Origin of the sequence: Okeania sp. SIO2B3, from assembly GCF_010672525.1 — a bacterium.
In the GTDB taxonomy this organism is placed as follows: Bacteria; Cyanobacteriota; Cyanobacteriia; order Cyanobacteriales; family Microcoleaceae; genus Okeania.
Window position 1 is genome coordinate 150,098 of record NZ_JAAHGH010000010.1, and the last position, 25,293, is coordinate 175,390.

General features: G+C 36.8%; 18 protein-coding genes, 2 tRNA genes and 1 pseudogene. 6 read left to right on the plus strand and 15 right to left on the minus strand.

All coding sequences use genetic code 11. The annotated features are described in order from the left end of the window. Window positions 1–317: 317 nt before the first annotated feature. The 8 genes from F6K15_RS12255 to F6K15_RS12290 all read right to left on the minus strand — a co-directional run bounded on the left by F6K15_RS12255 (window position 318) and on the right by F6K15_RS12290 (window position 6,049). On the minus strand, window positions 318–1,520 hold the full coding sequence (locus F6K15_RS12255; RefSeq protein WP_293061124.1) for an RNA-guided endonuclease TnpB family protein: 1,203 nt from the start codon (window positions 1,518–1,520) through the stop codon (window positions 318–320). A 232-nt stretch (window positions 1,521–1,752) separates the two neighbouring features. Continuing rightward, window positions 1,753–2,730, minus strand: coding sequence for a GNAT family N-acetyltransferase (locus F6K15_RS12260; protein ID WP_293061126.1), 978 nt, complete (start codon window positions 2,728–2,730; stop codon window positions 1,753–1,755). 6 nt (window positions 2,731–2,736) lie between these two features. Then, window positions 2,737–3,717: a GNAT family N-acetyltransferase gene (locus tag F6K15_RS12265; protein WP_293061127.1), complete on the minus strand. Its 981-nt coding sequence runs from the start codon at window positions 3,715–3,717 to the stop codon at window positions 2,737–2,739. 6 nt (window positions 3,718–3,723) lie between these two features. Then, on the minus strand, window positions 3,724–4,701 hold the full coding sequence (locus F6K15_RS12270) for a GNAT family N-acetyltransferase (protein ID WP_293061128.1): 978 nt from the start codon (window positions 4,699–4,701) through the stop codon (window positions 3,724–3,726). 636 nt (window positions 4,702–5,337) lie between these two features. Then, a tRNA-Ser gene (locus tag F6K15_RS12275) sits at window positions 5,338–5,406 on the minus strand. A gap of 122 nt (window positions 5,407–5,528) precedes the next feature. After that, window positions 5,529–5,593: transfer RNA gene (locus tag F6K15_RS12280), tRNA-Ser, on the minus strand. Between the two features lie 30 nt (window positions 5,594–5,623). Next, complete coding sequence (locus tag F6K15_RS12285) at window positions 5,624–5,824, minus strand: hypothetical protein (RefSeq protein ID WP_293061129.1); 201 nt, start codon at window positions 5,822–5,824, stop codon at window positions 5,624–5,626. Window positions 5,825–5,875: 51 nt separating this feature from the next. Next, window positions 5,876–6,049, minus strand: a complete 174-nt coding sequence (locus tag F6K15_RS12290; protein WP_293061131.1) for a hypothetical protein — start codon at window positions 6,047–6,049, stop codon at window positions 5,876–5,878. Window positions 6,050–6,763: 714 nt separating this feature from the next. Between F6K15_RS12290 and F6K15_RS12295 the strand changes: the two genes are divergently transcribed. From F6K15_RS12295 to F6K15_RS12310, 4 genes are all read left to right on the plus strand, one after another. Continuing rightward, a complete protein-coding gene (locus F6K15_RS12295; RefSeq protein ID WP_293061132.1) occupies window positions 6,764–6,925 on the plus strand; it encodes a hypothetical protein in 162 nt (53 codons plus the stop codon). A 419-nt stretch (window positions 6,926–7,344) separates the two neighbouring features. Continuing rightward, window positions 7,345–7,743 (plus strand): hypothetical protein, encoded by a 399-nt coding sequence (locus tag F6K15_RS12300; RefSeq protein WP_293061134.1) that lies wholly within the window; start codon window positions 7,345–7,347, stop codon window positions 7,741–7,743. Window positions 7,744–8,211: 468 nt separating this feature from the next. Further along, window positions 8,212–9,396: a cysteine desulfurase family protein gene (locus F6K15_RS12305; RefSeq protein WP_293061176.1), complete on the plus strand. Its 1,185-nt coding sequence runs from the start codon at window positions 8,212–8,214 to the stop codon at window positions 9,394–9,396. A gap of 768 nt (window positions 9,397–10,164) precedes the next feature. Then, window positions 10,165–11,010, plus strand: coding sequence for a prohibitin family protein (locus F6K15_RS12310; protein ID WP_293061135.1), 846 nt, complete (start codon window positions 10,165–10,167; stop codon window positions 11,008–11,010). 456 nt (window positions 11,011–11,466) lie between these two features. Here F6K15_RS12310 and F6K15_RS12315 read toward each other — a convergent pair whose 3' ends face one another. Both F6K15_RS12315 and F6K15_RS12320 read right to left on the minus strand, forming a co-directional pair. Then, complete coding sequence (locus F6K15_RS12315) at window positions 11,467–13,371, minus strand: serine/threonine-protein kinase (RefSeq protein ID WP_293061137.1); 1,905 nt, start codon at window positions 13,369–13,371, stop codon at window positions 11,467–11,469. Between the two features lie 789 nt (window positions 13,372–14,160). After that, window positions 14,161–14,619: a GatB/YqeY domain-containing protein gene (locus F6K15_RS12320; RefSeq protein WP_293061139.1), complete on the minus strand. Its 459-nt coding sequence runs from the start codon at window positions 14,617–14,619 to the stop codon at window positions 14,161–14,163. Window positions 14,620–14,966: 347 nt separating this feature from the next. Between F6K15_RS12320 and F6K15_RS12325 the strand changes: the two genes are divergently transcribed. Next, window positions 14,967–15,959, plus strand: a complete 993-nt coding sequence (locus F6K15_RS12325) for a ribose-phosphate pyrophosphokinase (protein WP_293061178.1) — start codon at window positions 14,967–14,969, stop codon at window positions 15,957–15,959. 699 nt (window positions 15,960–16,658) lie between these two features. Then, a complete protein-coding gene (locus F6K15_RS12330) occupies window positions 16,659–18,440 on the plus strand; it encodes a DUF262 domain-containing HNH endonuclease family protein (RefSeq protein ID WP_293061141.1) in 1,782 nt (593 codons plus the stop codon). Between the two features lie 572 nt (window positions 18,441–19,012). Here F6K15_RS12330 and F6K15_RS12335 read toward each other — a convergent pair. The 5 genes and pseudogenes from F6K15_RS12335 to F6K15_RS12360 form a co-directional block, all read right to left on the minus strand. Further along, entirely contained in the window at window positions 19,013–19,669 is a 657-nt protein-coding gene (locus tag F6K15_RS12335; RefSeq protein ID WP_287324845.1) for a methyltransferase domain-containing protein, read from the minus strand. A 798-nt stretch (window positions 19,670–20,467) separates the two neighbouring features. Beyond that, window positions 20,468–21,073, minus strand: coding sequence for a hypothetical protein (locus F6K15_RS12340; protein ID WP_293061145.1), 606 nt, complete (start codon window positions 21,071–21,073; stop codon window positions 20,468–20,470). 645 nt (window positions 21,074–21,718) lie between these two features. Continuing rightward, window positions 21,719–22,765, minus strand: a complete 1,047-nt coding sequence (locus F6K15_RS12345; protein ID WP_293061147.1) for an anthranilate phosphoribosyltransferase family protein — start codon at window positions 22,763–22,765, stop codon at window positions 21,719–21,721. A 129-nt stretch (window positions 22,766–22,894) separates the two neighbouring features. Further along, window positions 22,895–23,984, minus strand: a pseudogene (locus tag F6K15_RS39065) (RNA-guided endonuclease InsQ/TnpB family protein). Between the two features lie 87 nt (window positions 23,985–24,071). Further along, window positions 24,072–25,043, minus strand: a complete 972-nt coding sequence (locus F6K15_RS12360; protein ID WP_293061182.1) for a LysR family transcriptional regulator — start codon at window positions 25,041–25,043, stop codon at window positions 24,072–24,074. Window positions 25,044–25,293 lie beyond the last annotated feature (250 nt).

The following is a 25,293-nucleotide window of genomic DNA, read 5'->3' on the forward strand; positions in this document are numbered from 1 at the left end:
TGAATCCAAATCAAGGGTTGTTTGGTTAGTATGTAAGCTTTTTCTGTTAGGGTGCGAGATGAAAATTATATTTTTAGTTATTTTTATAAATTATCGAATTCAGATTTTTTTACTCTTTCTTAGTCTTAGTGGGAATTAAACAATTTTAATCACCTCGCGCAAGTTAAGAAAGCTGTTTGTTTATACACAGGATTTGTTCGCCGAAGGCGTTCCCGGAGGATACCTGTATTAGCTTTCGCTAGCTTGATTATGAGTCAAGTGCCTTTACCATTTGGCTAGTATTTGACATCCTCTCCGGCCTGAAGGCACGGAGATTCCTACCGAGTCATAGCTCCTCGGCGGGTTGACGTTTCACTGGCTACTGCTAGCTTGACGCTAGTCTGACGCTTGCCTCCACGTCCGTTTAATGTCTCGGATTGCCCACCCGCGACTAATATATTTATTGCTGCGTTTTCATCACGATCATGCTTACTACCACAATTCAGGCATTGCCACTCTCTAACTGAAAGGTCTAATTTTCCACCTTTAAAACCACAACAGCAACAGGTTTGAGAAGTTGGCTCCCATCTATTAATTACTCTGAAATCACGACCGTATTTTTTTGCTTTTCCTTCTAGCAGAGTCCTAAATTGTCTCCAACCTAAATCACTGATTGCCCTGGATAATTTACGGTTTTTCACCATACCAGAAACGTTCAAATCTTCTAAAACAACTGTTTGGTTTTCACGAATTATTTTAGTAGATAATTTATGGAGAAAATCTGTTCTTATATCTTTCAGTTTACCATGGAACTTCGCAACTCTAAGCCGTGCTTTTTCATACCTTTTAGACCCCTTAGTTTTATTAGATAATGACTTACTTAACTTTCTTAACTTCTTAATTCGTTTTTTGAGTGGTTTTGGTGCATCAATCTTTGTGCCGTCACTAAATGTAGCAAAGGTTTTGATGCCTAAATCTATACCTACTGAATTATCATTTTGAGGTAAGATTTCTGGTTGTATTTCTACTACAAAACTTAAGAAATATCTATGATCTGAATCTTTGATTACTGTTACTGATGATGGAGGAGCAGGTAACTCTCTTGACCAAACTATTTTCAACTTTCCTATCTTGGCTAAATAGACTTTATGTTGACCAACTTTAAACCCTCCCTTTGTAAACCTAGCAGTCTGCTTTGACTTTCTACTTTTAAATTTAGGAGGTTTAATAGGTCTACCTTTTCTCTTGCCTTTTGTTGAACTGAAAAAGTTTTGATAAGCCTGGTTTAAATCATTCAAAGATTGCTGCAATGGTATAGCAGAAACTTCTGATAACCATTCTCTGTATTCAGTGTTTTTAGCTTGAGTGATAAACTGTTTTTGTAGCTCAGAATTAGTAGGTTTCTTTTCTCCTAATTTATACTTTTCTTGGCAGCAAGCTAGACTATCATTCCAAACCACACGAACACAACCAAATAGCTTTGCTAATCTGGTTTTTTGTCCCTGTGTTGGATAGATACGGTACTTAAATCTAGCTTTCATAATTTGACTTTTTAACTAATATGATTATAACATATTTATTGAAAAAAATCAACTAAAAAGTCGCTCTAGAAGGGCGAGGCGCATACCCCAAATTTCCTGTAAGCTTTCCCTGTTTGGGCACGACATGAACTTTGTTTATGTTAATAAATCTATTTTGTCTGTATAATACATGATTTTCAAGAGTATGGGAAAAAACTTTTTAAAGAATACAAAAACCAGAAATATTCATAACTTAAAGTTCTTTACCATAAATAATTTTAGCATGAATTTTACGGAAACCCACAGACTCATAAAGTCTATTTGCTCCCGACGGGTTTTCAGCATCAACACCAAGTATTGCCTTATCCATACCAACAGTTTGTAAACGCTCCATTCCAGAAAGTAACATAGCTTTTCCTAACCCACGCTCCCTAAAACCACGGCGAGTTCCCAGATCGGCTATCCGCCCCTCTCTAGTTCCTTTGCGCTGGTTATCTTCTGGGTGAATAAAACAAAGACAAAAAGCTGCAAATGTACCATCAGCAGTCAGCGCAACTAAATCCAAGTCTTGCCTGTACTTAGGGTAACTCATTTTATGTTCTAACTTCTCAACTGTCAACTCATGGAAATTCCAATGGTCGATAAATGTTTGGTTATACATTTCTACCCATGCTTCTAAAAAGTGTTGCTGCTCCTGCTTACCAGAAAACTGCGCAGAGGAGTGACACTGTAATGTAAAACCTATAGGAAACTCTGGTTTTGGTAAGGGGTCGGTAAGCGATCGCTCCATATTAAAAAAGTGACGCTTTGGAGTAAAACCACAACTTTCTAATAATGCGATGCACTCGGTTTTGTCGTCACGAGTAGCTGCTCGCAACTTTACAGATACACCCCGATCTCTAGCGAAGTCCTTCATTCGTGCTTCACCCCACCTAATGATTTCTTGCTCTATACCTTCACCTCTGACCGTGGGATGAACTTTGAAAGAGAGATAACCATCAACTGCTTCCTGTATTGAGAGCTTACCAAAACCAATGAGTTTACCGTCTGCATTTTCCCAAAGACTAATGTCACGCTCTCGATCTACATCTGGAGCATTAAATGCTTGTCGCAGATCCGAAACAGATACCCATTCATCTAAACGATCGACCATTTCGCAAACTTGGAAAAATTCAGCCATCGCTTCTAAATCATTTTCACCTTGATAGGAGCGAGTTACTAAAGTTTTCATAAAGACCTAGAATTCTTTCACATAAACAATATCAGTATGAACTTTACGGAAACCCACAGACTCATAAAATTGATTTACTTCCGACGGGTTTTCAGTATCAACACCAACCAACACCTTATCCATACCAACATCTCGTAACCGTTGCATTCCAGAAAGTAACATCGCTCTTCCTAACCCACGCTTGCGAAAACCACTACGAGTACCGAAATGACCTATGTAACCTTCTTTCGTTCCTTTGTGCTGGTTTTTCTCTGGGTTAATAAAGCAGGAACAAAAAGCAGCAAATGTACCATCATTAGCATCGACCGCAACTAAATCCAAATCTTGTCTGTAGTAGGGGTGACTTATTTCATTTTCCAAGTCCTCAACTGTCAACTCATGGCAGTTCCAATGCTCAATAAACGTTTGGTTGAACATCTCCACCCATGCTTCCAGGAAACGTCGCTGGCCAATTTCACCAGAAAACTGTGGAGATAGAGGAGACTCCAGTGTAAAACCTGTCGGTAACTCTGGTTTAGGAAAGGGTTCGACGAGCGATCGCTCCATCCGCAAAAAGTAACCGTTAGAAGTAAAACCACAACTTTCTAATAATGCAATGCGTTCGGTTTGAGTGTCGCGAGTACCTGAGCGTAATTTTACAGATACGCCATTCTCCTTAGCGACTTTCTCCATTCGCGCTTCACCCCACCTCATGATTTCTTGTTCTATACCTTCACCTCTAACAGTGGGATGAACTTTGCAACATAGATAACGATCGACTGATTCTTGTATTAATAATTGTCCAAAACCAATCAGTTTACCCTTTCCATCTTTCCAAAGACGAATGTCGCGCTCTTTGTCTAAGTATCGATCATCAAAGGTTGGTCGGATATCGGAAATAGATACCCAGTTATCTAGATGATCGACCATTTCGCAAGCTTGGAAAAGTTCGGCGAGCGCTTCTAAATCATTTTCACCTTGATAGGAGCGAGTTTCTAATGTTTTCATAAATACTTAAAGTTCTTTGCCATAAACAATATTAGCATGAACTTTACGGAAACTCACAGACTCATAAAGGCGAGTTGCTCCCGACGGGTTCTCAGCATCAACACCAAGTAGCGCCTTATCCATACCAACAGCTCGTAAACCCTCCATTCCAGAAAGTAACATCGCTTTTCCTAAACCACGCTTGCGAAAACCACGACGAGTACCCAAAGTATTTATCCAACCTTCTTTTGTTCCCTTGTACTTATTTTCTTCTGGATAAAAACAACAGTAGCAAAAAGCTGCAAAAGTACCATCAGAAGCTATTGCGACCCAGGTCAAGTCTGGTCGATAGTCAGGACCGCTTACTATATGTTCCACCTGCTCGACTTTTACTTCATGGAAGTTCCAATGGTCAATAAATGTTTGATTATGCGCTTCCACCCATGCTTCTATAAATTTTCGCTGCTCCTGCTTACCAGAAAACTGGGGAGAGGAGTGAGACTGCAATGTAAAACCTACAGGTAACTCTGGTTTGGGTAAGGGGTCGGTGAGCGATCGCTCCATCTCAAAAAAGTAACGCTTTGGTGTGAAACCACAACTTTCTAATAATGCGATGCGCTCGGTTTGAGTATCGCGAACAGGCGATCGAAACTTGGCATATACACCCTTATCTCTAGCGACTTCTTTCATTCGTGCTTCACCCCACCTAATGATTTCTTGTTCTATACCTTCACCTCTAGCAGTGGGATGAACTCTGAAAGAGAGAAAAGCATCAATTGACTCTTGTATTAATAGCTTCCCAAAACCAATGAGTTTACCCTCTCCATTTTCCCAAAGACGAATGTCATGCTCTTTATCTATATCTGGAGCGTTAAATTCTTGTCGTAGATCCGAAACAGATACCCATTCATCTAAGCGATCGACTGCTTCACAAACTTGAAAAAATTCAGCGATCGCTTCTAGATCCGTTTCACTTTGATAGGAGCGAGTTACTAACGTTTTCATAAATATTTAAAATGGTGAAAATTAATTTTTTTTTTACTTATTTATTCCTTCAAATAGTTAAAAATTACTTCGCACAAGTCGAAAAAGTAATGAATACGGTTACGGCCGTTATTATCAGTTTTTTACCTGACAGTGAACTCGCTAATTTTATCTCAGAGAGACTTAAAAAGCTTCGCTATTTCGGTCGCCCGAACATTGCTACCTTAGGACCGTTAGAATATGTATGTATACTTTATCCATTGGAGTACGAAGTAAATTTTTTCCTAAATTTTATATATCTTTAAAAAGTAACGCATTTTTTTAAATAGACTATTTTTTATGTCAAAAAAATAATGTATATTTTTGACTTTTTTTAAGTTAGTTCAATAATAACTCTGTACAAGTCAAAAAAGCAGTTTATACAGTCATTTCGGTCACCCGAATATTGACCCGTGATAGGGGTAATGTATGTATGCTTTATTCGTTAGGGTACAAAGTTAACATTCTCTTTTTAAGAGATTATACTTATTTCAAAAATTTGATATTTTTTTCTGACGACTTCTATATAATCATCCGTACATCCGTTTAAAAAATCTTTGCTCTGCTTAATTCAAGTAGTTAAAAATCACCTCGTGCAAGTCAAAAAAGCTGTTTGTTCATACGCAGGATTTGAACCTGCTACACTTTGTTCTCGAGACAAATGCTCTACCAATGAGCTAGTATGTAAGCTTTCTCAGTTAGGGCACGAAGTTAATTGTCACCACTATTATTATGTTCCGCACAAGTCAATAAAGCGTTTTAAAGAAATACTAATGCTCTATCCATTGAGCTACATCCCCTAAAAATAATGGGGACGATAGGAGTCGAACCTATAACCTTTGGTTTAGCAAACCAGATGTATGTACGCTTTACCAGTTAGGGTGCGGAACATTCGATAATTAATTTAACCGTAAACTGCTTCGGGACGAACAATTAAATCCCCACTGGGACGATGGTCTAAAACATAGAAATTAAAGCGTTCTTTACCCACATCAAAATATTGAGCCAGGCGTTCTTTAATAGTATTTTCTGTCATATTTTCTCTGATGCCTAATTGATTTTCTGTAACATCATAAGAACGTCCTTCAAATCTAATATGAACCATACCTACACCTCCTAATTTTTTTGATATTATTTCTTACAACATGAATCGTCTTTATAGATGATATTCTTCTTGAACTTTACTAATTTCTGTTGTTATTTGAGTTGAGGAAGCAGAATATTTTTCTGGTTGATTTTCTGCTTCTTTTTGGTTGATAAAAAATTGATGATCTTGAAATTTACCAGATTTAAACCAACCTAAAATTCCATGAGTGTAAAGTAATAGCATAAGCAACTCAGGTTTCGTGTAATACCTGATGGATATTGGTGAAAATTCCGATTAATTATTTAATTTTCTAGGTGCAGATATGGCTTTTTTGTCTAGAGGTTATTTACTTCTCCTTTGACTGCCATATTTATATACTACATAAATAATACATAAAGTGTCAAGGGGCTGGGATAAAAAAAATTAGGATGTTGAAAATCAGCTATAGCAATGAGCGCTGGTATATTTACAAATTGCAGGAGAGGCCAAATACCTAAAAGTCTTATGTTATCGGCAATTGATTCCCCCTTCCGGAGCTGTTGCTTTCCGGAGCTGTTGCCTGCGCACAGCGCTATATATCAAGAGATGTAGGAAATTTAGGTCAAACAAAATAGAGACATTCCAGGCCACTACGCTAAAACTTTTCCCCAACACACCCCTACTAAACTTAATGCGAAAAATTACAGTTTTTGCAGGGACGGGGCGGTTGAGTCCCTGACGCTAAAAGTTTTGCCTGGATTGTCTTGAGTTTATGAATTTATTCAAGAGATAATCTAAAATATTATACCGTCGTCCATAACGAAGTCTTCCATTTGACTGGCTGAATATCCTGCTTTAATCATTTGTTCGACCATTGATTTTTGAGTGGTGGAAATTTTGGTTTAATGGCACATTCCACACTTCAAATTGTAGCATTAAAAGTAGTATTTAACTGTGTAGCTTGGTAGGTATTTATACGTGGAAAGATTGAGTAAGTCTGGCTGTTGTTTGGCTCGGTCTGAATTATATCTTTGGTGTGTGAGTGTTGTAGGTAAGAAAAATCTTATTTCTAGAGTTGGATTAGAAATAGTAGCTAAGTTTGAATATTATAAAGAGCAGTTACAGAAAGACCCTAACTAAAAGACAAAAATTTACTAATTTAGTTCGGTCTAGAACTGTGGCCTTTATGCTAAGGAGATTATTTCGGGACTTAAAACGAATTGTATGAGCGATCGCCATGAATTTTATTTATACTTTTGTTATGAGCGATCGCTTCTACTTTAAACATCTATTTCCTTGTAGAGTAAAGAACTAGACTAATTTATAATACTTATGCAGTGGCCTGAATCTTAAATATTTTTGTTGGTTCTATTTGAATCTTAGAAAATTATAGATGTTGAATATTGTGTCATAATGGCCGATAATGTTAAATTGAGAGTGGACTATGACGATACTAAAGTGTAATAAGTAGTTTGTGGATTTTTCAATCAGGTCTTGAACAAAATATTTAACGATGACCAAAACTGAGAGAACTTGGTAACAACTAACTTTGCTGTTTTATGCCGAAAAGAAAAAGGACTTTTCCGTGTGGCCATAAGGGATATGGGAGAAAATGCCATCGTTGTGAACAACAGGAGATGGCAAAGCAAAGAGTTGATGAAGAAATAGCGGAAAAGCGAGAAAAAAAGTTAGAATGGGAAGCTTCTTTCGATGGTGATTTGATAGACTTGAGAGGTTTACCAGATTATGTAGTGGTCAAAGCCAGGGCAATTATTTCTGCTTTAAACGATAATCAAAGCTATCGAGAATTTGGAGGTAAACGACTCCGTCATAATCGTTTTATAGTAAGTATACCTGTTACCCGCAACTATAGAATGATTTGTCAAGATTATGGGAGTTTTGTCATACCACAGAAAGTTATGTCACATGAAGATTATAATGTTTGTAAACCTAAGTAGCTATTTAATAATTAATAATTAATAATTAATAATTAATAATAACCTCTCCTTGAAAATGGATAGGATTGACGAGACAGGAAAATTTTTAGTATAGAAATATCTAAGTCACAAGAACAACATTAAAAAGAATTCAGATACATAGCAGTCCTATTAGAATTATGTAGAAAATATCTAGGAAAATATCTAGGAATTTACAGAGGAAATATATCGGGTGATATTGCTCGCCGAGTTAAACAATTTTTACCGAAAAATTAAGGTAAAATGCCTCTCATTTCAAGGATCAACAATGAATTAATTTGCCCTTTTGCGTCAATACTATCTGTTTTCAAACAGTAGTAATTGTTAATTATTAATTATTAATTATTAATTATTAATTGTTGAACTACTTTTTCACTCCTTTATCTCAAAACTTCTGTGGTGATATTTTGATTATATTGTAGAAGTTAATGATCAAAACGGATAGACATGATGCAAATTTATCTAGACTATAGTGCTACAACACCAACAAGGCCAGAAGCGATCGCTGCTATGCAACAAGCTTTTACCCAACAGTGGGGCAACCCATCTAGCTTACATACATGGGGCCAGAGGTCGGCAACATTAGTTGAGAGGGCAAGAATAAAAGTAGCTAATTTGATCAATACAGTGCCAGAGTCAATTATTTTTACTTCTGGGGGGACTGAAGCTGATAATATGGCAATCATGGGTGTGGCAAACTGCTATGAAAAACCTCAACATATAATTATTTCTAGTGTAGAACATTCTGCAATTTCACAACCAGCAAGAATGTTAGAAAATTGGGGTTGGCAAGTGACAAGATTACCTGTTGATCGCCAAGGAAGGGTAGATCCAGAAAAACTACAAGCAGCATTACAACCAAATACAGTTTTAGTATCAATAATTTATGGTCAAAGTGAAGTAGGGACTCTCCAACCTATTGAGGAATTAGGTAATATTTGTCGTTCTCATAAGGTTTTATTTCATACTGATGCCGTTCAGGTGGCAGGACGTTTACCAATAAATGTACAAAAACTGCCAGTAGATTTATTATCTTTATCAAGTCATAAAATTTATGGTCCTCAAGGTGCAGGTGCACTTTATATTAGAGAGGGTGTAGAGCTAGTACCGATATTAACTGGTGGTGGCCAGGAGTTGAAATTACGTTCTGGTACTCAGGCCGTAGCAGCGATCGCTGGTTTTGGGGTGGCAGCAGCATTAGCTAATGAGGAAATGACGACAGAAACATTAAGGTTAATAAGATTGCGCGATCGCTTATTTGAACAGATGGCACAAACTCCTTATGTAATTTCTACTGGGGATCGATGGCACAGACTACCTCATCATGTTAGCTTCTGCATTGTTCCCCCAGAAGTTGAAAGAGGTGAAACGGAAGATAAAATTACAGGTAAAACTTTGGTGCGACAGTTAAACTTGGCTGGAATTGGTATTAGTGCTGGTTCAGCTTGTCATAGTGGAAAGGTAACTCCAAGTCCAATATTACTAGCAATGGGGTATACAGAAGAAGCTGCTATTAGAGGTATTCGTTTAACATTGGGACGAGAAACAACGGAAGCAGATATTGATTGGACAGCAATGGTACTGAAACAAATTTTGGAAAGACTAATGCCGAGGACACTAGCCATTGTGAATTGACATACTCCCGACGTTGCGCTTGAGCTACAACACGGAATTCTTCAACCCGCAAAGGAGTTGCAGTTTATACAGAGGTGATGTCCTCCCCCTGTCTCCCTCAGTATACCATGTTCTGGCTCTCCCTTATGGCGCTGAATCAAATATTACAGCGTGGGACTTCCCACCAGGAAAATTAAAAATCAATATAGCATTTCAGGAGTCAGTCCTCAGGAGCCAGTTCTCAGGAGGAAAGAAGAAGGACCAAGAGAAGAAAGTTTTTTATCGCTAATTAAACGGACATGATATGAAGTATAAATTACAAATTATTTTGTCTTCCTTTCTATCTGTAGGTAAGGAATTAAGAACTGTATATTGTTATTACTTTCTTAAAAGTAAAAGTAGTACAAATTTAAACTATATTAATTATTCCCAATATGATTTGTTTAAAGGGAGTATTTAGTTTTTCATAACTTTTGTTATTTTGAAGCTTAGTATTAATGTTAAAAAAATACTATTACTTAATATCAAGCACATTAGTCAAAAAAAGTAGTAATTATCTTTTTGTTTCTGAGTTTAATACCCCGCCGTCTACAGGGTATTTACAATTGGTTTGGGTTTGAGTCCCCATTCACTTTTTCCTCCTTCCTTCTTCCTTTTTCCTTTTTCCTTTTTCCTTATTAAACAAGTATAAAAATATTATATAATTTGAATGTTAATTTTCAGTTTGAACTAAGATTAACAAAGAAAATATACCAATAAGTCTATAGTCTCAAACATCGGAGAAAAAAATTGAAAAATCAACAACAAAGTTTACAAACAGTAATATTAGCAACCGTGTCATCATTAATATTGCTAATTGGCTTCAATTCCTTTGTCATTATTAATCCTGGTCAAGCTGGTGTTATTAGTATTTTAGGTAAAGCTAGAGATGGTGCTCTCTTAGAAGGTATTCACTTTAAACCTCCCTTGGTTTCTCAAGTTGATATCTATGATGTGACTGTACAAAAGTTTGAAGTTCCAGCCCAAAGTTCTACAAAAGATTTACAACAATTATCAGCAAGTTTTGCAATTAACTTCCGCTTAGACCCTATGTTAGTAGTAAAAATCAGAAGAGAACAAGGAACTCTACAAAATTTAGTTGCTAAAGTAATTGCACCACAAACTCAAGAATCTTTTAAAATTGCTGCAGCTAGAAGAACTGTTGAAGAAGCTATTACTCAAAGGGAAGAATTGAAAGCAGATTTTGATAATGCTTTAGGTTCTCGTTTAGATAAATATGGCATTATTGTGTTAGATACTAGCGTAATTGATTTAACATTTTCTCCTGAATTTGCTAAAGCAGTTGAAGAGAAGCAAATTGCTGAACAAAAAGCACAACGAGCAGTATATATTGCTGAAGAAGCAGAACAAGAAGCTCAGGCATATATTAACCGTGCAAAGGGTAAAGCAGAGGCTCAAAAACTATTAGCTGAAACACTAAAAGCACAAGGTGGTGAGTTGGTTTTACAAAAAGAAGCGATCGAAGCTTGGAAAGCAGGTGGTTCTCAAATGCCTAAAGTTTTAATTATGGGAAATGAAAAATCTCAAAAACCTCCTTTTATTTTCAATCTTGATAATTTGGATGAAAATCAATAAATCATTTTGAAGAAGGAAGAGGGAAGAAGGAAGAGGGAAGAGGGGGGAAGGCTATTGAGCAAAAAAACCTAAATTTCCTGTAGATACAGCATATAGCGCTGTGCGCAGGCAACAGGCAACAGGCAACAGGCAACAGGCAACAGGCAACAGGAGGAATAAAAGACCGATAGTATAAGACTTTTAGCTATTGGAAAGTTCTTGTAATTTGTAAATATGCCAGCGCACATTGCTATATTTCAGTCAAATGATGTACAAGGTAAATGGTGAAAATCTTGTAGTGCGGGCATCTTGCCCGCTATGGGTGTACTTCATAGAGTTGCAAAGTGCTGTATTCACCCTTGACTTTACACAAACGATACCAACGGACATGATATAATTTGATATTATGCTTTAGCCCGCCATTATAGATATTTTATGGGCTAAAGCCTAACTACAAACAAAAACTTTAAATGACAATTACTCAACTAAAATTTGAGAATCAGATGAAGTTTCTTCTGCTGGAGTTGGTGAAGCTGTTGCCTCTGTTTCTGGAATCACAATTTGCTTTTTAGGCTTTTTAGAAGGTTTATCAAGTTCCTCCAGTGGGGTTGAAATGGGGAATGATTTTTTTATCTGCTTCTTGGAAGGTTTATTGAGCTGTAGACCAGAAGGTGACTCAGTTGCTTCCGGTTCTTGTGTGGGTGCGGGTGACTCAGTTGCTTCCGGTTCTGAACTAGGAATAACTTTAGGTATGGGGTTAACTAAATTAATATCTAGCTTGTAGTCAGTACCAGGTAAACCAGGTAAGGGGGTGAGAGTTATTTTGTAGTCGCCATCATTGGATAGAGTTCCTTTCCAGATAGATACTTTCTCAGAAATTCCATCTACTGGTTCACCATCTACTCCTGCTAAACTCATTAATACTCCTTCTCCTGTTACTAATAAATTCAAATTTTGCCCAAGACTCCCAGAAATTATATAGTCAATACTTTCATTCTCCTTCAGGCGACCTTCAATAGATATAGGTTCTCCTGGGGATATATTCAAACGTTCTTGTGAAGTAATTGATGGGGATGGAATTATTACAGGAGCAGGAGTCTCCGGAATAGGAGTAGAAGTAGGTAATGGTGTAATTGTTATTTCTGGTGTTGCAGATGGTACAGGAACAACAGGTAATGGTGATGGCAAATTAGGTGATGGTATTGATGTAGTTGTTGGAGATGGGGATGAAGTGGGTATTGGTGATGATGGAGGAGGGGGGAGGGTCGGTACTGGTATCGGATTCATTTTCGTTGGTTGCTGAAGTTCAGGTTCTTGTTGTCTGCGCTTGAGGAAAAAATTAACTGCACTCCAAGATGCTACGCCAGATAAAACAACTAATACTGCTACTAATGCAGTTGCAACCCACTGGTGATTATTAAAAAAGCTATCGTTGTTATTGGGGTTAAGGTTTTGATTTGGAGTTGCTCCTATTGTTGGTTGCTGGGAAGGGGAAGGATTATTTTGTTCTTGGTTGATAGTAGGTAGTTGCTGAGATTTGATATGGGGTAATCTTTCCAAAGCTTGCTCTACTTCAGTAACAGACTGATAGCGATCGCCTGGTTGATGACTTAACATTCTATTGATAATTTCAGCTAACCCTGGACTAACTGCTACCCACCGTTGCCAATTCCAAGTTAATGTACTTTGATCGATTAATTGTTGGGGTTCTTTTCCCGTCAATAGTACAACTACTGTAACTGCCAAAGCATATAGATCGCTATTTGCTGTTGCTGTTCCCAGTTGAATTTGTTCCCAGGGAGCGTAGCCAAATTTTCCTACATTTGTCAAGGGTGCTGCTAAGTGGGAAGATTGAATTTTTGTTACGAGTTCTTTAACTACTCCGAAGTCTATTAATACTGGCATTTGATCGCTTTCTCGCCTAATGATATTGTCGGGGGATATGTCTCGGTGAATTATATTAAAACTGTGAATATGAGCTAAGATGGGTAAAATTTGTTGTAAAAAGGTTAGCACTTCTGCTTCTGAGAACAAACTATTTGTTATTTGACGCTCTTGCAATATGTTGCGATAGGTTTTGCCATCGATATAATCTTGTAAAAGGAATAAACGTTGATTTTCTTCAAAAGTGGCTCGAAATTTGGGAATTTGGGGATGTTGAATTTGATAGAGAATAGCTGCTTCGCGAGAAAATAGTTCTTGAGATTTAGTTACTGCATAGGTATTTGTCTGTAGAGGAATAAATTCTTTGAGAGCGCAACGCTCGTTAAAGCGACCTGTATCTTCAGCTAGATAGGTACGTCCAAAACCACCTTGACCGAGAATATTAATCAAGCGATAGCGGTTTTGTAAAATAGTTCCTACAGGAATTGGTGGTTGCATAATAATAAATTTAATTTAATAGGGAACAGGCAATAGATCACATCATTTCTCAAAAACTTTTCTACATTTTCTTGAGTGGGAGAGTGGGGGAATAGGGGAATAATAAACATAAGAATAATTAACACGAACTGACTAATAATTATCAAAAATATTTTTCTGCCTGTATTAATTATTTAATAATTGAAGTATCGCCTAAGTATAGTATGACTTTTAGTAATTGGTATAATTGAAATGTGTTTTAGTTTAATATTTTTTGTATGAATAAATAAATTTAGCGATCGATTTCGAGAGAAAACCAGAGTAATTTTTTCAGATATTTATGATTTATTTCTCCCGATCAATTATCTCTATTATCTTTTTCTTTTGGGTTTAATATCCCACACCTCATAAGCGGTGTTTACAATTGGTTAGAGTTATCAAACACGAAGTGGTAGGTTGTTGACTATCCCCACCCACTTTCTCCTTTTCAAACATAGAAAAAATTACTCTTACTTGATCTTATCCAATAGTAGTTGACACTCCTGTTCTCCAAAACACTTGATTTATGAATTATCTGTAGATGCCTACATCTACAAATTACTCTATTATTAATAGATTAAAAGTGCTAATACTTGTGGGAAATTAGTAATCCATTTAATTAGTATTTTAGCTGTTGATAATAGAGTTTAATTTGAGGAAAAGAATGAAGATACTGCATCAAATCATATTCCCTTCCCATGTTGTTAAGGCCATTAAAAATGGCAAGATTTATGACCTTAACTATAGTATTGAGGTGAGCTTAATTTTTAACTATGAATTAAGCCTAGCCTTAACTGCCTCCTGTACTTTCTTTCCATCAGCTTTACCCTTCAACTTTTGCATGGCCGGACCCATCACCTTACCCATATCTTTCGGAGAATTTGCCCCTACCTGAGCAATAATTTCATCAACAACCTGAGCAATATCCTCATCAGATAATTGTTTTGGCAGATATTCTTCAAGAATGGCCAACTCTGCGGCCTCTCCATCTGCTAGTTCCTGACGACCTGCTTTAGTATATTGCTCTATGGAATCCCGGCGTTGTTTAGCCAATCTTGTTAATATATCCATTTCTTGAGCTTCTGTAAGAGAATCCTTTCCTGCTGCCCTAGCATTGGCTTCTTCTTCTAGAATTACTTTTTTAATGCTACGAACTGTTTCCAGACGAACCTTATCTTTGGCCTTCATCGCCACTTTAATATCTTCTGTAATTCTGTCCTTTAAACTCATAATCTCACTCCGGATACCAATTCACTCTAAAGTCATTTTACAAGCTATATTAATACTCTGTTAAGCTTTTTAGTCAAACATATATTGCTTTTGACTTTGGAACTGTGACTTTTGACTTAAGAAGTTAGTATTTATCAGAAAAATTGAATTTACTTAAGAGATTTTACGTTTTTTAAAGACCTCTGTAATTTTCTTAGTAAATATTCAACATTCATCTGACTTAACCTAGCAAATATTCTTGGTATATTACTAAAAAAAACGATCTTTCTATCAATAAAAATACGGAAGAATATTTTTAGTTTGAGATGATAAGATTGCAATGAATAAAGGTGCTGCGAGGGCTTGCTGTGATCCGTGCTACTTTACCAATTCAGGCTCCTGTGCCTGCCACTACTAACGATCATAATAGATTGAGGCTTTTCTCTGGATCTGCTAACGTTCCTTTGGCTACGGAAGTAGCTAGATATCTGGGTTTAGATTTAGGCCCAATGGTGCGTAAACGTTTTGCAGATGGAGAATTATATGTTCAAATTCAGGAATCAATTCGAGGCTGTGATGTTTATCTAATTCAGCCTAGTTGTCGTCCAGTTAATGACAACTTGATGGAAATGTTAATTATGGTAGATGCTTGTCGTCGTGCTTCTGCCAGACAAGTGACTGCAGTTATTCCTTACTATGGTTATGCTAGGGCAGACCGTAAAACTGCTGGTCGAGAATCAATTACTGCAAAATTAGTGGCCAATTTGATGACTGAGGCTGGTGCTAATCGTATTCTAGCAATGGATTTGCATTCTGCCCAGATTCAGGGTTATTTTGATATTCCGTTCGATCATGTTTATGGTTTACCGGTAATTTTAGATTACTTAGTAAGTAAGAATTTATCTGATATTGTTGTTGTTTCTCCGGATGTGGGTGGGGTGGCGAGAGCTAGAGCTTTTGCGAAAAAGTTAAATGATGCCCCATTAGCAATTATTGATAAGCGTCGCCAAGCTCACAATGTGGCAGAGGTATTAAATGTCATTGGTGATGTTAAGGGAAAAACTGCTGTTTTGGTAGATGACATGATTGATACGGGTGGTACCATTTCTGAAGGGGGACGACTTTTGCGCGAAAAAGGGGCGCGACAAGTTTATGCTTGTGCTACTCATGCAGTATTTTCACCACCAGCGGTTGAGCGTCTTTCTAGTGGGGTATTTGAAGAGGTAATTGTTACTAATACTATTCCATTCTTGGAGGAACATAGTTTTCCTCAGTTGACTGTTCTTTCAGTGGCAAATTTATTGGGTGAGACTATTTGGCGCATTCACGAGGATACTTCAGTTAGTAGTATGTTTCGATAAAATTTGTTGCTCTGATATGCTAGCTCGCACTTTCCTCAATATTTTGGGGAGGGAAGAATTTTGGAAATTTAATCTTCACGAAAAATTAATAAAAAGAAAATTTTTGTGAAATCGATCGGGAGCTGGATATTTGGAAAGTTAGTCCTTTTTTACTGTCGAGGGTTAGACCCACAAGGGTCTACCTACTTCAGTTAATTATAATAAGGAAGAAGGAAGAAGGAAGAATCTGGCTTTGTCTTAGTTTTAAGCTTTTGACCTGTCCTAACCTTTGCTTCCACTACTATAGAAGCCATTTGGGATCTATTTAACAAATTACAAGTCCAATACCCATCTGGGTTTTATGATTCTGGCAGTCATTTTTCACAATTTTTCGGTTTCCTGAACCCTTATAGTTTTTAGACTCCTTAAAACGGCTTTCCTGAAACTTTTGTATTTCCAGAAAAGATACGATCAGGGGTTCTATAACAGTAGGGTCTATTCTATGCTCTGCTGTTATTATCTTTGTTATTTTGAGTTTAATACCCCACTGTCTACACGGTGTTGACAATTGGTTGGGGTTTGTAGACACGGAGTGGTGTGTTGAAGACTATTCCCATCCATTTTTTCTTCCTTGTTCCTTCTTCCCTCTTCCTTCTTCCTTATGCTTAGAAAATGCTATATTACTTCTTTCTTCCTGATTAAAACTATTGAGGTAATTATATGGCAACTATCGAATCTCAAGACATGACTCTAGAAAAGTTATTTGATGAGTTTTATGTCATTCCTGATTATCAGCGTGAATATGTTTGGGAGGAAAAAGAAGTAAATGAATTTATTCAAGATATATATGAAGAATTTTCTGAGCAAAATCAAAACTCTTATTCTGAGTATTTTATTGGCAGTATAATTGTTTGTAGTCGTGGGGATAATTTGTATGAAGTAATTGATGGGCAGCAACGGATGACTACTGCTTATTTAGTTCTCTGTGCAATTCGAGATTATCTATTAACTATTAATTCAAATGAACGTATTGAAGCATTAAAAAATAAGATTGCTTCTCTATATACAGATGATTGGGGTAATGACCAGTTTAAGCATAGGGTAGAACTGCAATATGAAGAAAGTAGGGGAATATTAGAAAATATTGCTATGCAAACAGATTTAGACCAAATATCTCCTACTCGTTCTGTTAAACATATTCAAAATGCTTATGCTGAAATTAGAAAGTTTCTTTCTCTTAAATTTGAATTAGATGAAGTTGCTATTTCTCATCTCAAAAAATTTTATGTCTATTTTCTCAAAAATGTTAAATTAATTCGTGTAAAAACTGCTAGTGTTGCTCATGCTTTGAAAATCTATTCAACTTTAAATCATCGTGGTTTACCCCTAGATGATATGGATTTACTCAAAAATTTGATTTTTGCTAAAGCCAAACAAACAGACTATGAAAAAATCAAAGTAAAATGGAAAAAAATGATAGATTTACTCTATCATTCTCAGGAAAGACCGATGCGTTTTTTGCGTTATTTTATTTTGGCAAGATATGCAGAAGATGGAAATTATATTGCAGAAAAAGAAGTCTATGATTGGTTTCTCAAAAATGAATCTAGATGTGGATATCATACTGAACCTATTCTATTTGTGAATGATTTACTAGCCTCGACAGAAGCTTATGTAGCATTTTTGTCAGGTAATAATATTGATGAAACAGTAAATCGTTATTTGGCAAATATTCGTTGTCTCAGTGTTAATGTTAGACAACATTTAATCTTACTTTTAGCTGCTTATCAATTGCCTCAATATTGTTTTATTGAATTATGTCGGCAGGTAGAAAATTTATTATTTGTGGCAATGTTGACTAGCGATCGCAATCAAAAAGCTTTCGATGGCATGATTCTTAAGTGGGCTAGTGAATTACGTCAAATCACATCAACAGAAGAATTTAATCAATTTATTACTAGCCAAATTATTTCTAGTAAACTGTTAGTGGCAGATAAATTTGAGAAAGCATTTCATAAACTTAATAAGTCATCATTTCAGCCTTATCAAATTAAATATATTTTAGCAAAATTAACACAATACATAGATGAAACTGCTTGGGGTGATGGGGGAGGAATTGATGATTTAAGCAATTATCTTTTGAAATTAGATGTAGAACAAATTTTACCAGAATATCCTACTAAAAAAATAATTTCATCTTTCGATAAACCTCGTGAAATAGAAAGTTATAGTAAACTTTTAGGCAATCTGACTTTGTTAGAAAGTTCGATTAAATCTGCTATTACTAATGTGAGTTTTACGGAAAAAAAATTAGGTTATACTAAGTCAAGATTTCTATTAACTAGAACTATTGCTGAAAAAATTTCTGTTGGTAATAACACAACTATTGACTTAGCAGTAAAAGATTTAAAAACCTTTATTAAATGGGATTCCCACGCCATTGAAACTCGACAAGAAATATTGACTCAATTAGCTAAAAAAGTGTGGGATATTCCTGAGTAGTGGAGTATTGCCAAATCAAATAAGGTTTGATCGAAAATATTGGTTTAATTATCTACTCAGCTATTACATAACCCGTGTAATACCAAGCGTGAAAAAAGAATGTTACGAATAGTAATACCAAGCGTGATAAATGTTTGTTACAAATGGTAGGGACGTTGCATAAGGGCGTCCGTACGAAAGAAGGAAGAGGGAAGAAGGAAGAAGGAGTAAATATTGAAAAAAATGGAAAAACGACAAAGATAACTATCTAAAATGAACTGGAGCAGCTATTTTTAAGCATATCCGATCAATATAGCGCGAGAATTAATCAGCAAGCCCTAATTAATAATTCCTTCTCAGGTTAAAGGAGTACACCTTGGCAGTAAATTTCAATTCTCTCTCAATTTTTCAATTGCTTTGACCTCCTACTATCATAAATAGCTGAAGTCCGCAGTTCCGACCATAAGAGGCTAGCTAATGGCTGTTTGCGCAGCATTCCGCAGGAAATGCTTACATTTAAACTGATAATAATATCCTCTTTTGGTATTCCCATATCGGTCAAATCTTGAGCTAGATCGACTTCTGTTTAATGATTATTGAACTTGTGCCAAAATCCAAGTAACTATATACCAAGAGTGCTCATTTTTCATTGCTAATTGATATATTGGATTATCTGGATCTTCGGGAATTTTATGACCTCTAAAACCCATTTGAATATAAGACCATACTTCTTGATTACCCCAACCATTAACTTCAACTATTTTAAGATTGTGGGATTCACTCATTAACGCCAAAGCTTTAGGAGTAAATCTCCAGTAATCATCGAAATTTTTTCCACCATGTATTGGGTTGATAAAGCAAGTTGTATGACATATATATCCTCCTTGTTTAACAACTCGAATACTTTCTTCAAAAGCCTTGTAAGGATTTTCAGCAACATGCTCTAAAACTTGGTCTGAAACGCAAAAATCAAAAAAATTATCTTCATAATTTAGATTGGTTAGATTACAGTCTGGATAACTACTGTTATAAACTTCCGCTTGTTTTAACCCTAAAATTCTTGCCAAATTAGCACTGTTAGATACGGCCAAAATTTTTTTAGTCTTGTCATCTTCATTAGTCAATAAGTTTTCTAATCTTTTATACATATATAGTCGTGTAACATGATATCTTTTTTTTCCTTTCTTTGAGTTCAAACAAAAAATAATTAAGTCTTTTGTTAAACTGTTATTTAGCGTGGAATTAAACATTTTTTTTCAAAATATTAGCCGAATTACCGTGAGCAATTTAAGTATGTTTGTAGCCAGAATAAATTATAACATTGAATAAATAATAATTAGGGCTAGCCGAATAAAATTGTAATCAATACCTGTAAAGGCTTCCAGGGTTTTTGATTATGAAAAAGTGCAAGGTTTTTGGCTCTTGTAGTCTCAAAATGCTAATATTTTGCCCCTGACAATGCCGAAAATTTTGCCGTAGCAGATAGTCTAAACTGTTGCCTTTCGGAGCTGTTCCCTGTTGCCGATCATCACCATCAGACTTTTGAGCGCAAACCCTAATTAGGACCGAGTTTCATTGTTCAGGACTTACGGAACGAAACTAATTTTAGTCGGAATACCTGAATAAATAACCAAATCATACACCATATATAGCGGTACTGTGTAATTCCTGATGATTATTACAAATAAATTTTTAATACTTCTTCTGTTTTTCAAATTTCAAGTTGGCCTGCCCCAACCCAGCCTGGCTTTTCTCTCACCCACATCTATTGAACAGCCTTAAAACCTCTTTTTTCAGAATCATCGACCTTTGGGAAACCCAAAGCCAGGCCAGGTCTAATTGCACTCCATATTTAACACTTAATTTTCAGAGGTAATAATTGGTATTAATAATACTAATACCAATTTTATGTGAGGCTGTATAGAATTTAGTTGTTAGGTGTTAGGTATTGGGTAGCGCTGTGGCACATAATTATGAAATTTATTAACAAGTCTTTCTTTAATGTACAGGCAACACCTGATTAAAATATTGTTCTATGCAACTTTATATTAATTTGGTATAAAAGAATCTAAAAAAGCTTTAGCCTCTGGAAAGTCTAAATTTCCATCTTCAGCAACTACTTGTAAACTATATAATGTTGGTCCGCTAGGGTCGATAAATATTCTTAAAAGTAATCTCAAATTAGGCTTTACTTTTGACTGTAAAATAATTTCTCTACCTGGAAATTCTTGATAACTAATCTTTTTTTCACTAATTATTATCGAGTTAGAATTAGTTGCTGCTCCATCTCGCGCTCCGTCTAATCCTTTTTCAACATTATATTCACTAGAATCAACTGGATATTTGATGCTAGAGACAGAAAAAAATCGTTGTTTTTCTGGATATTGATAGAAAACTAATAAGGCATTAAGTTTTCCCAAAGAAGTATCAACAGATAAGTTTTCTTCTTCTGGTTGACCAGGGAAAAAAACTGTATAAGTATCATCTTTAGCTGTATATTTATACCAGTTATTAGCAAGATAAATAGTATTAGTATCTGTAAATTCCGATGAATATTTTGGTGGTGGATATATAACTGCTATTGCATTGAAATTTGATGTAAAAGATAGAATTGTAGCTATACTATAAAATATAACAATTAAAAATGATTTCATAATATTAAGCTTAACTGTTTTATATCATTTTTCCCCTCCGGGGGAGCTACGAATTGCGGACGGGTCATTTCAGTTATCAGTTATCAGTACCTCTAGTTAAAGTCAGAGACTTGAAATATTGAACTTTATTTTCTCTTAGTCGATTGGATATGGCGAGGAAACCTCGCCATCCCTCGACCGCTTTTTCATCCCCTTCTAGAGCGGTAGCTCGCGGCGCAGCCAAGGGGAGGATATTGAGCTTATTTTTTGGTCAGTTATAATAGAATTTAAGGACTTTGGGTACCGACAGTACCAAAGAGATACTGAAATTATCAATACTATTCTCCTTGATCAAAATCATAAGGGTCGCGCAACCCCACCGGGAAGTGGCGAAATATTTTTGGAGCGAAGCTCAAATTCCCTACTTCCCCTCCACGGTCGGGACGGGGGTGGGTTGGGCCCGCGGGTGGGTTAACTTCTGACTGAAATGAAGTGTGTCTTACATTCTGGAGGGGCTGTGTGCGGAATTACTTCCGCACAGTAGGTGCCCCGTAGGAGACCTCAGAATTACACACTCGCTTCTGACTTTTGACTTTGTTAATTCCTATGCTTTCCTCCTGACTCCTCACACCTAACTCCTGACTCCTGACTCCTGACTCCTCACACCTAAACTTTAGCTTGAATTTCTCTCAACTTCTCCCCTACTTCACCACTACTTAATAAACTTTCCGCCTTAGATAAGCCTTCCTTAATATCAGAGCAAACTCCACAACGCCATAAATAAAAACCTCCATTCCAAATAGCTGCTGACATTAACTGACTCACCTTACCCTGCAAAACTTCTTGCATTTGCTGTACTAACTCCGTAGTTGAGCCTAATGACACCTCCTTTCCTCCACAACCATAGTCACTCGGATGCAACAAGAGACGTTCAAAAGTGGCAGAGTTGTCAGATGGCATCGATACCCCAATAATAGCTGTCCGGTCGCGAGGCAAGTCACAACTTCCTTCTAATCCCTTGACTGTTGTATAATTTTTCACACCTTGTAATTCCAATGCTCCTCGAAACATACCTTCTGTAGGAGGATGAACATATCCGGCAGCCAGATGAACTTCTCCTGCAAAGGGGGCCCAAATTAATTCCATTGTTGCTAGAGGCGGTCGTTTACCAATATCTCGACGATATTCTACTAAAGCATCTGCCTGAGAAAAATGTGTTGGTAAATAAACAAAGCCTAAACCAGTCTGCTCAAATACTTGTTGCACCTGTGGCAGGGATAGTTTTTCCCATTCAACCCCTAACCCTTGCCAAATATCAATAAAAGGTACTCCTTCTTTTGTCGGCATCCGCGCTCCACCGTGCATCACAACAAACACCCCTGCTGTTGCTAAAATTAAAGCTGTGAGTGGGGTAACAGGTGCAGTGCGCGATCGCCCATCATAAGGACAACCTAATACTGTCACTACACCCATCGATGGTTGACTTTGCAATTTTGGCCCCAATTCGTAATAACTATCTAACATTCCTGCCAACTCATCTCCAGTAGGCCGTTTAATGCGTTGAGCAATAAAAAAAGCACCGATCTGGACTGGTTTTGCTTCTTTCAACAACATCATCCGCATTGCTACTGCTGCCTCTTGGCGGGTTAAATTTTTCCCTGTATGGGGGCCACTGCCAATAGTTTTGAGTAATTCTCGAAAGCGATCGCTCATCTAATTTATCTGCTCCATAAAACTGATATAAAACGTTATATAGCCACATTTTAATGTTTACTTCCTGCTTTGCTGACGCAACGCTGCGCGAACAACTGAGGCCGTCGGCGGTTACTCATCCACAAGCATTCACGGGTCTTGCCCGACCGCATCTCTTAAATTAATTGAGGCATTCCAGTCTCGGTCTATTGATATACCACATTCTGGGCAGTCATAAGTTCTGACATTCAAAGGCATATCCTGTACATGACCACAATTAGAGCAAGTTTTTGATGATGGAAAAAATCTGTCTACTACTACTAATTCACAGCCGTACCATTGACACTTGTATTCTAGCTGTCTTCTAAATTCATAAAATCCTTGGTCGGCTATTGACTTAGCTAGCTTATGGTTGGCTAACATTCCACTCACATTTAAATCCTCAATGACTACAGTGCCGTGGTTCTTGGCTAAGTATGTTGTTAGTTTGTTGAGTGCATCTTTGCGGATGTTAGCTACTCGTCCATGCTGTCTGGCTTCTAATTACAGCTTTGTACCAGTTGTTTTAGTGTTTAACTTTTCTACTAAGTTGTCGTTGTAACTTAGCTAGTTTCTTTTGCGCTTTATGGTAAGGTCTAATACTAGAAAAGACCTTGCCATTGCTTAGAGTTGCTAAGGTTTTTACCCCTAAATCTACACCTATAACATCAGTTTTTTTTGGTTTTGTGTTTGGATGAAACTCAAAACCTAAACTAAGATACCACTCACCTGCCTGTCTACTAATAGTAATTTTTTTAGTTGTTGCCTCTATAGGTTCATAAGTTTTGACAATACCAATAAAAGGTAATTTGTGACTCCATCCGTTTAATTCTATTGGTTTTCCACAATTATCAATTGTGTTTGCGTAGCATTCCGTAGGAAAGGCATCATGTTTACCTTTCTTCTTAAATCTAGGATGTTTACCTATACCCTTAAAGAAGCGTTTAAATGCTGCATCCAAATGCCTAAAAGAATACTGATAAACTCTAGACGACAAGTTTTTCATCCAGGGATAAAGAGGCTTTGTGTGGTTGGTAAAAACTTCTCTTAGTTTACTAGCATTAGGCTTGTACCCATCAATATAAGCTTGATTCCACAAACTTAACCCCCAGTTATAACACCATCTGCTATAACCTGCGTGTTGAGCCAAGAGCGTTTTCTGTTTGTTATTAAGTTTGAGCTTGGTTCTGATGGATTTCATGTATGCGTATTGGCTGTCTGTCTAATAAATAGGGCTGTTTTTTAAGTTACTATATCGTTATTCTTTGATTAAGTCAATGCTCTCTGGTTAATTAGCTATTTGTTTTGTTGTTGTGGTTGTTTGATTAATTTGCTGTGGAATTAATTCTTTTACTAGCTCCCAGAAATATTCTATTGGAGGAATTTGTATCCGGTCGCTAGTTGTTACTACCACCACCTCACGACTCCAAACCGAATCTTTTATTGATGATACCTTAGAAGTAGTCGGAGTTACCCCTATTGTTTTTATGGCAAGGGTGGGGTCGAGTTTAACATCTATTAAAGCTGAATGAGGTAACAAAGCAATTAAGTTTCCTTGTCGTACTACTCCTCGGAAAGCATCGAGGGTATTTAGTTCTAATGCTGCATTGAGTTTTGCCCCTAGTCGCTCAAATTGCTCTTTAACTAATCTTTGCATTCCGTAGCCATCTTTGAAGACTACTTGAGGATACCGGATAAGTTCGCTCCAGGGAATTTGGTCGTATTTTGTCAGGGGATGGTTAGCTGCCATTAATATTTCTATCGGTTCTGTGTAGAGAACATCTACTAGCATTTCTGGACTGGCAGTAAATAAGCGGTTATTCATTACTATTGCTATATCTACTAGACCGTCTTTGAGAACCTTCAAGGTGCGATCGCTTCCTAGAGCAGTTACCCGCAATTTTACTTCTGGATAGTGACGACAAAATCTTTGCAAAACTGGGGGTAGATAAGCAGCACAAACAGAGTGAATAGCTGCAACACAAAGTTCTGGTTGTTTTCCAGCAAGCATTTCTGCTATTTCTTGGGTAGCAGTTTCCCAGGCTTGACAAATTTTCTTAGCGTAAGGCCATAAACATTCTCCTGCTAAAGTGAGTTTTGCTTGGGTGCTACGGTGGAATAGGGGAGTACCAACTTCATTTTCTAAAGCTTGCACTTGTCGGCTAACTGTTGATTGAGTGACGTTACATATTCGCCCTGCTTGTTGAAAGCTACCCGTTTCTGCAACACAAAGAAATGCCTGCAACTGCTCTAAGCGCATAGAATTTTGATTCAACTATTATTTACCAATCTTCTACGGTAGCAGATGGACCCTTTTCATTTAGTAGACTATGATACACCTTCAGGACTTACGCAAAGGCACTATTTATAGAGTCCATTAACTATTGTCCAATAGTTGTGAGCGCTATATATAGCATATTTGCGTAAGTCCTAACCTTATTAAAATGAATTAGGGTTTGCTGAAAAAATTGGTTGGTGAGGGTAGGATACGGGGACGCACCAGACGCGGG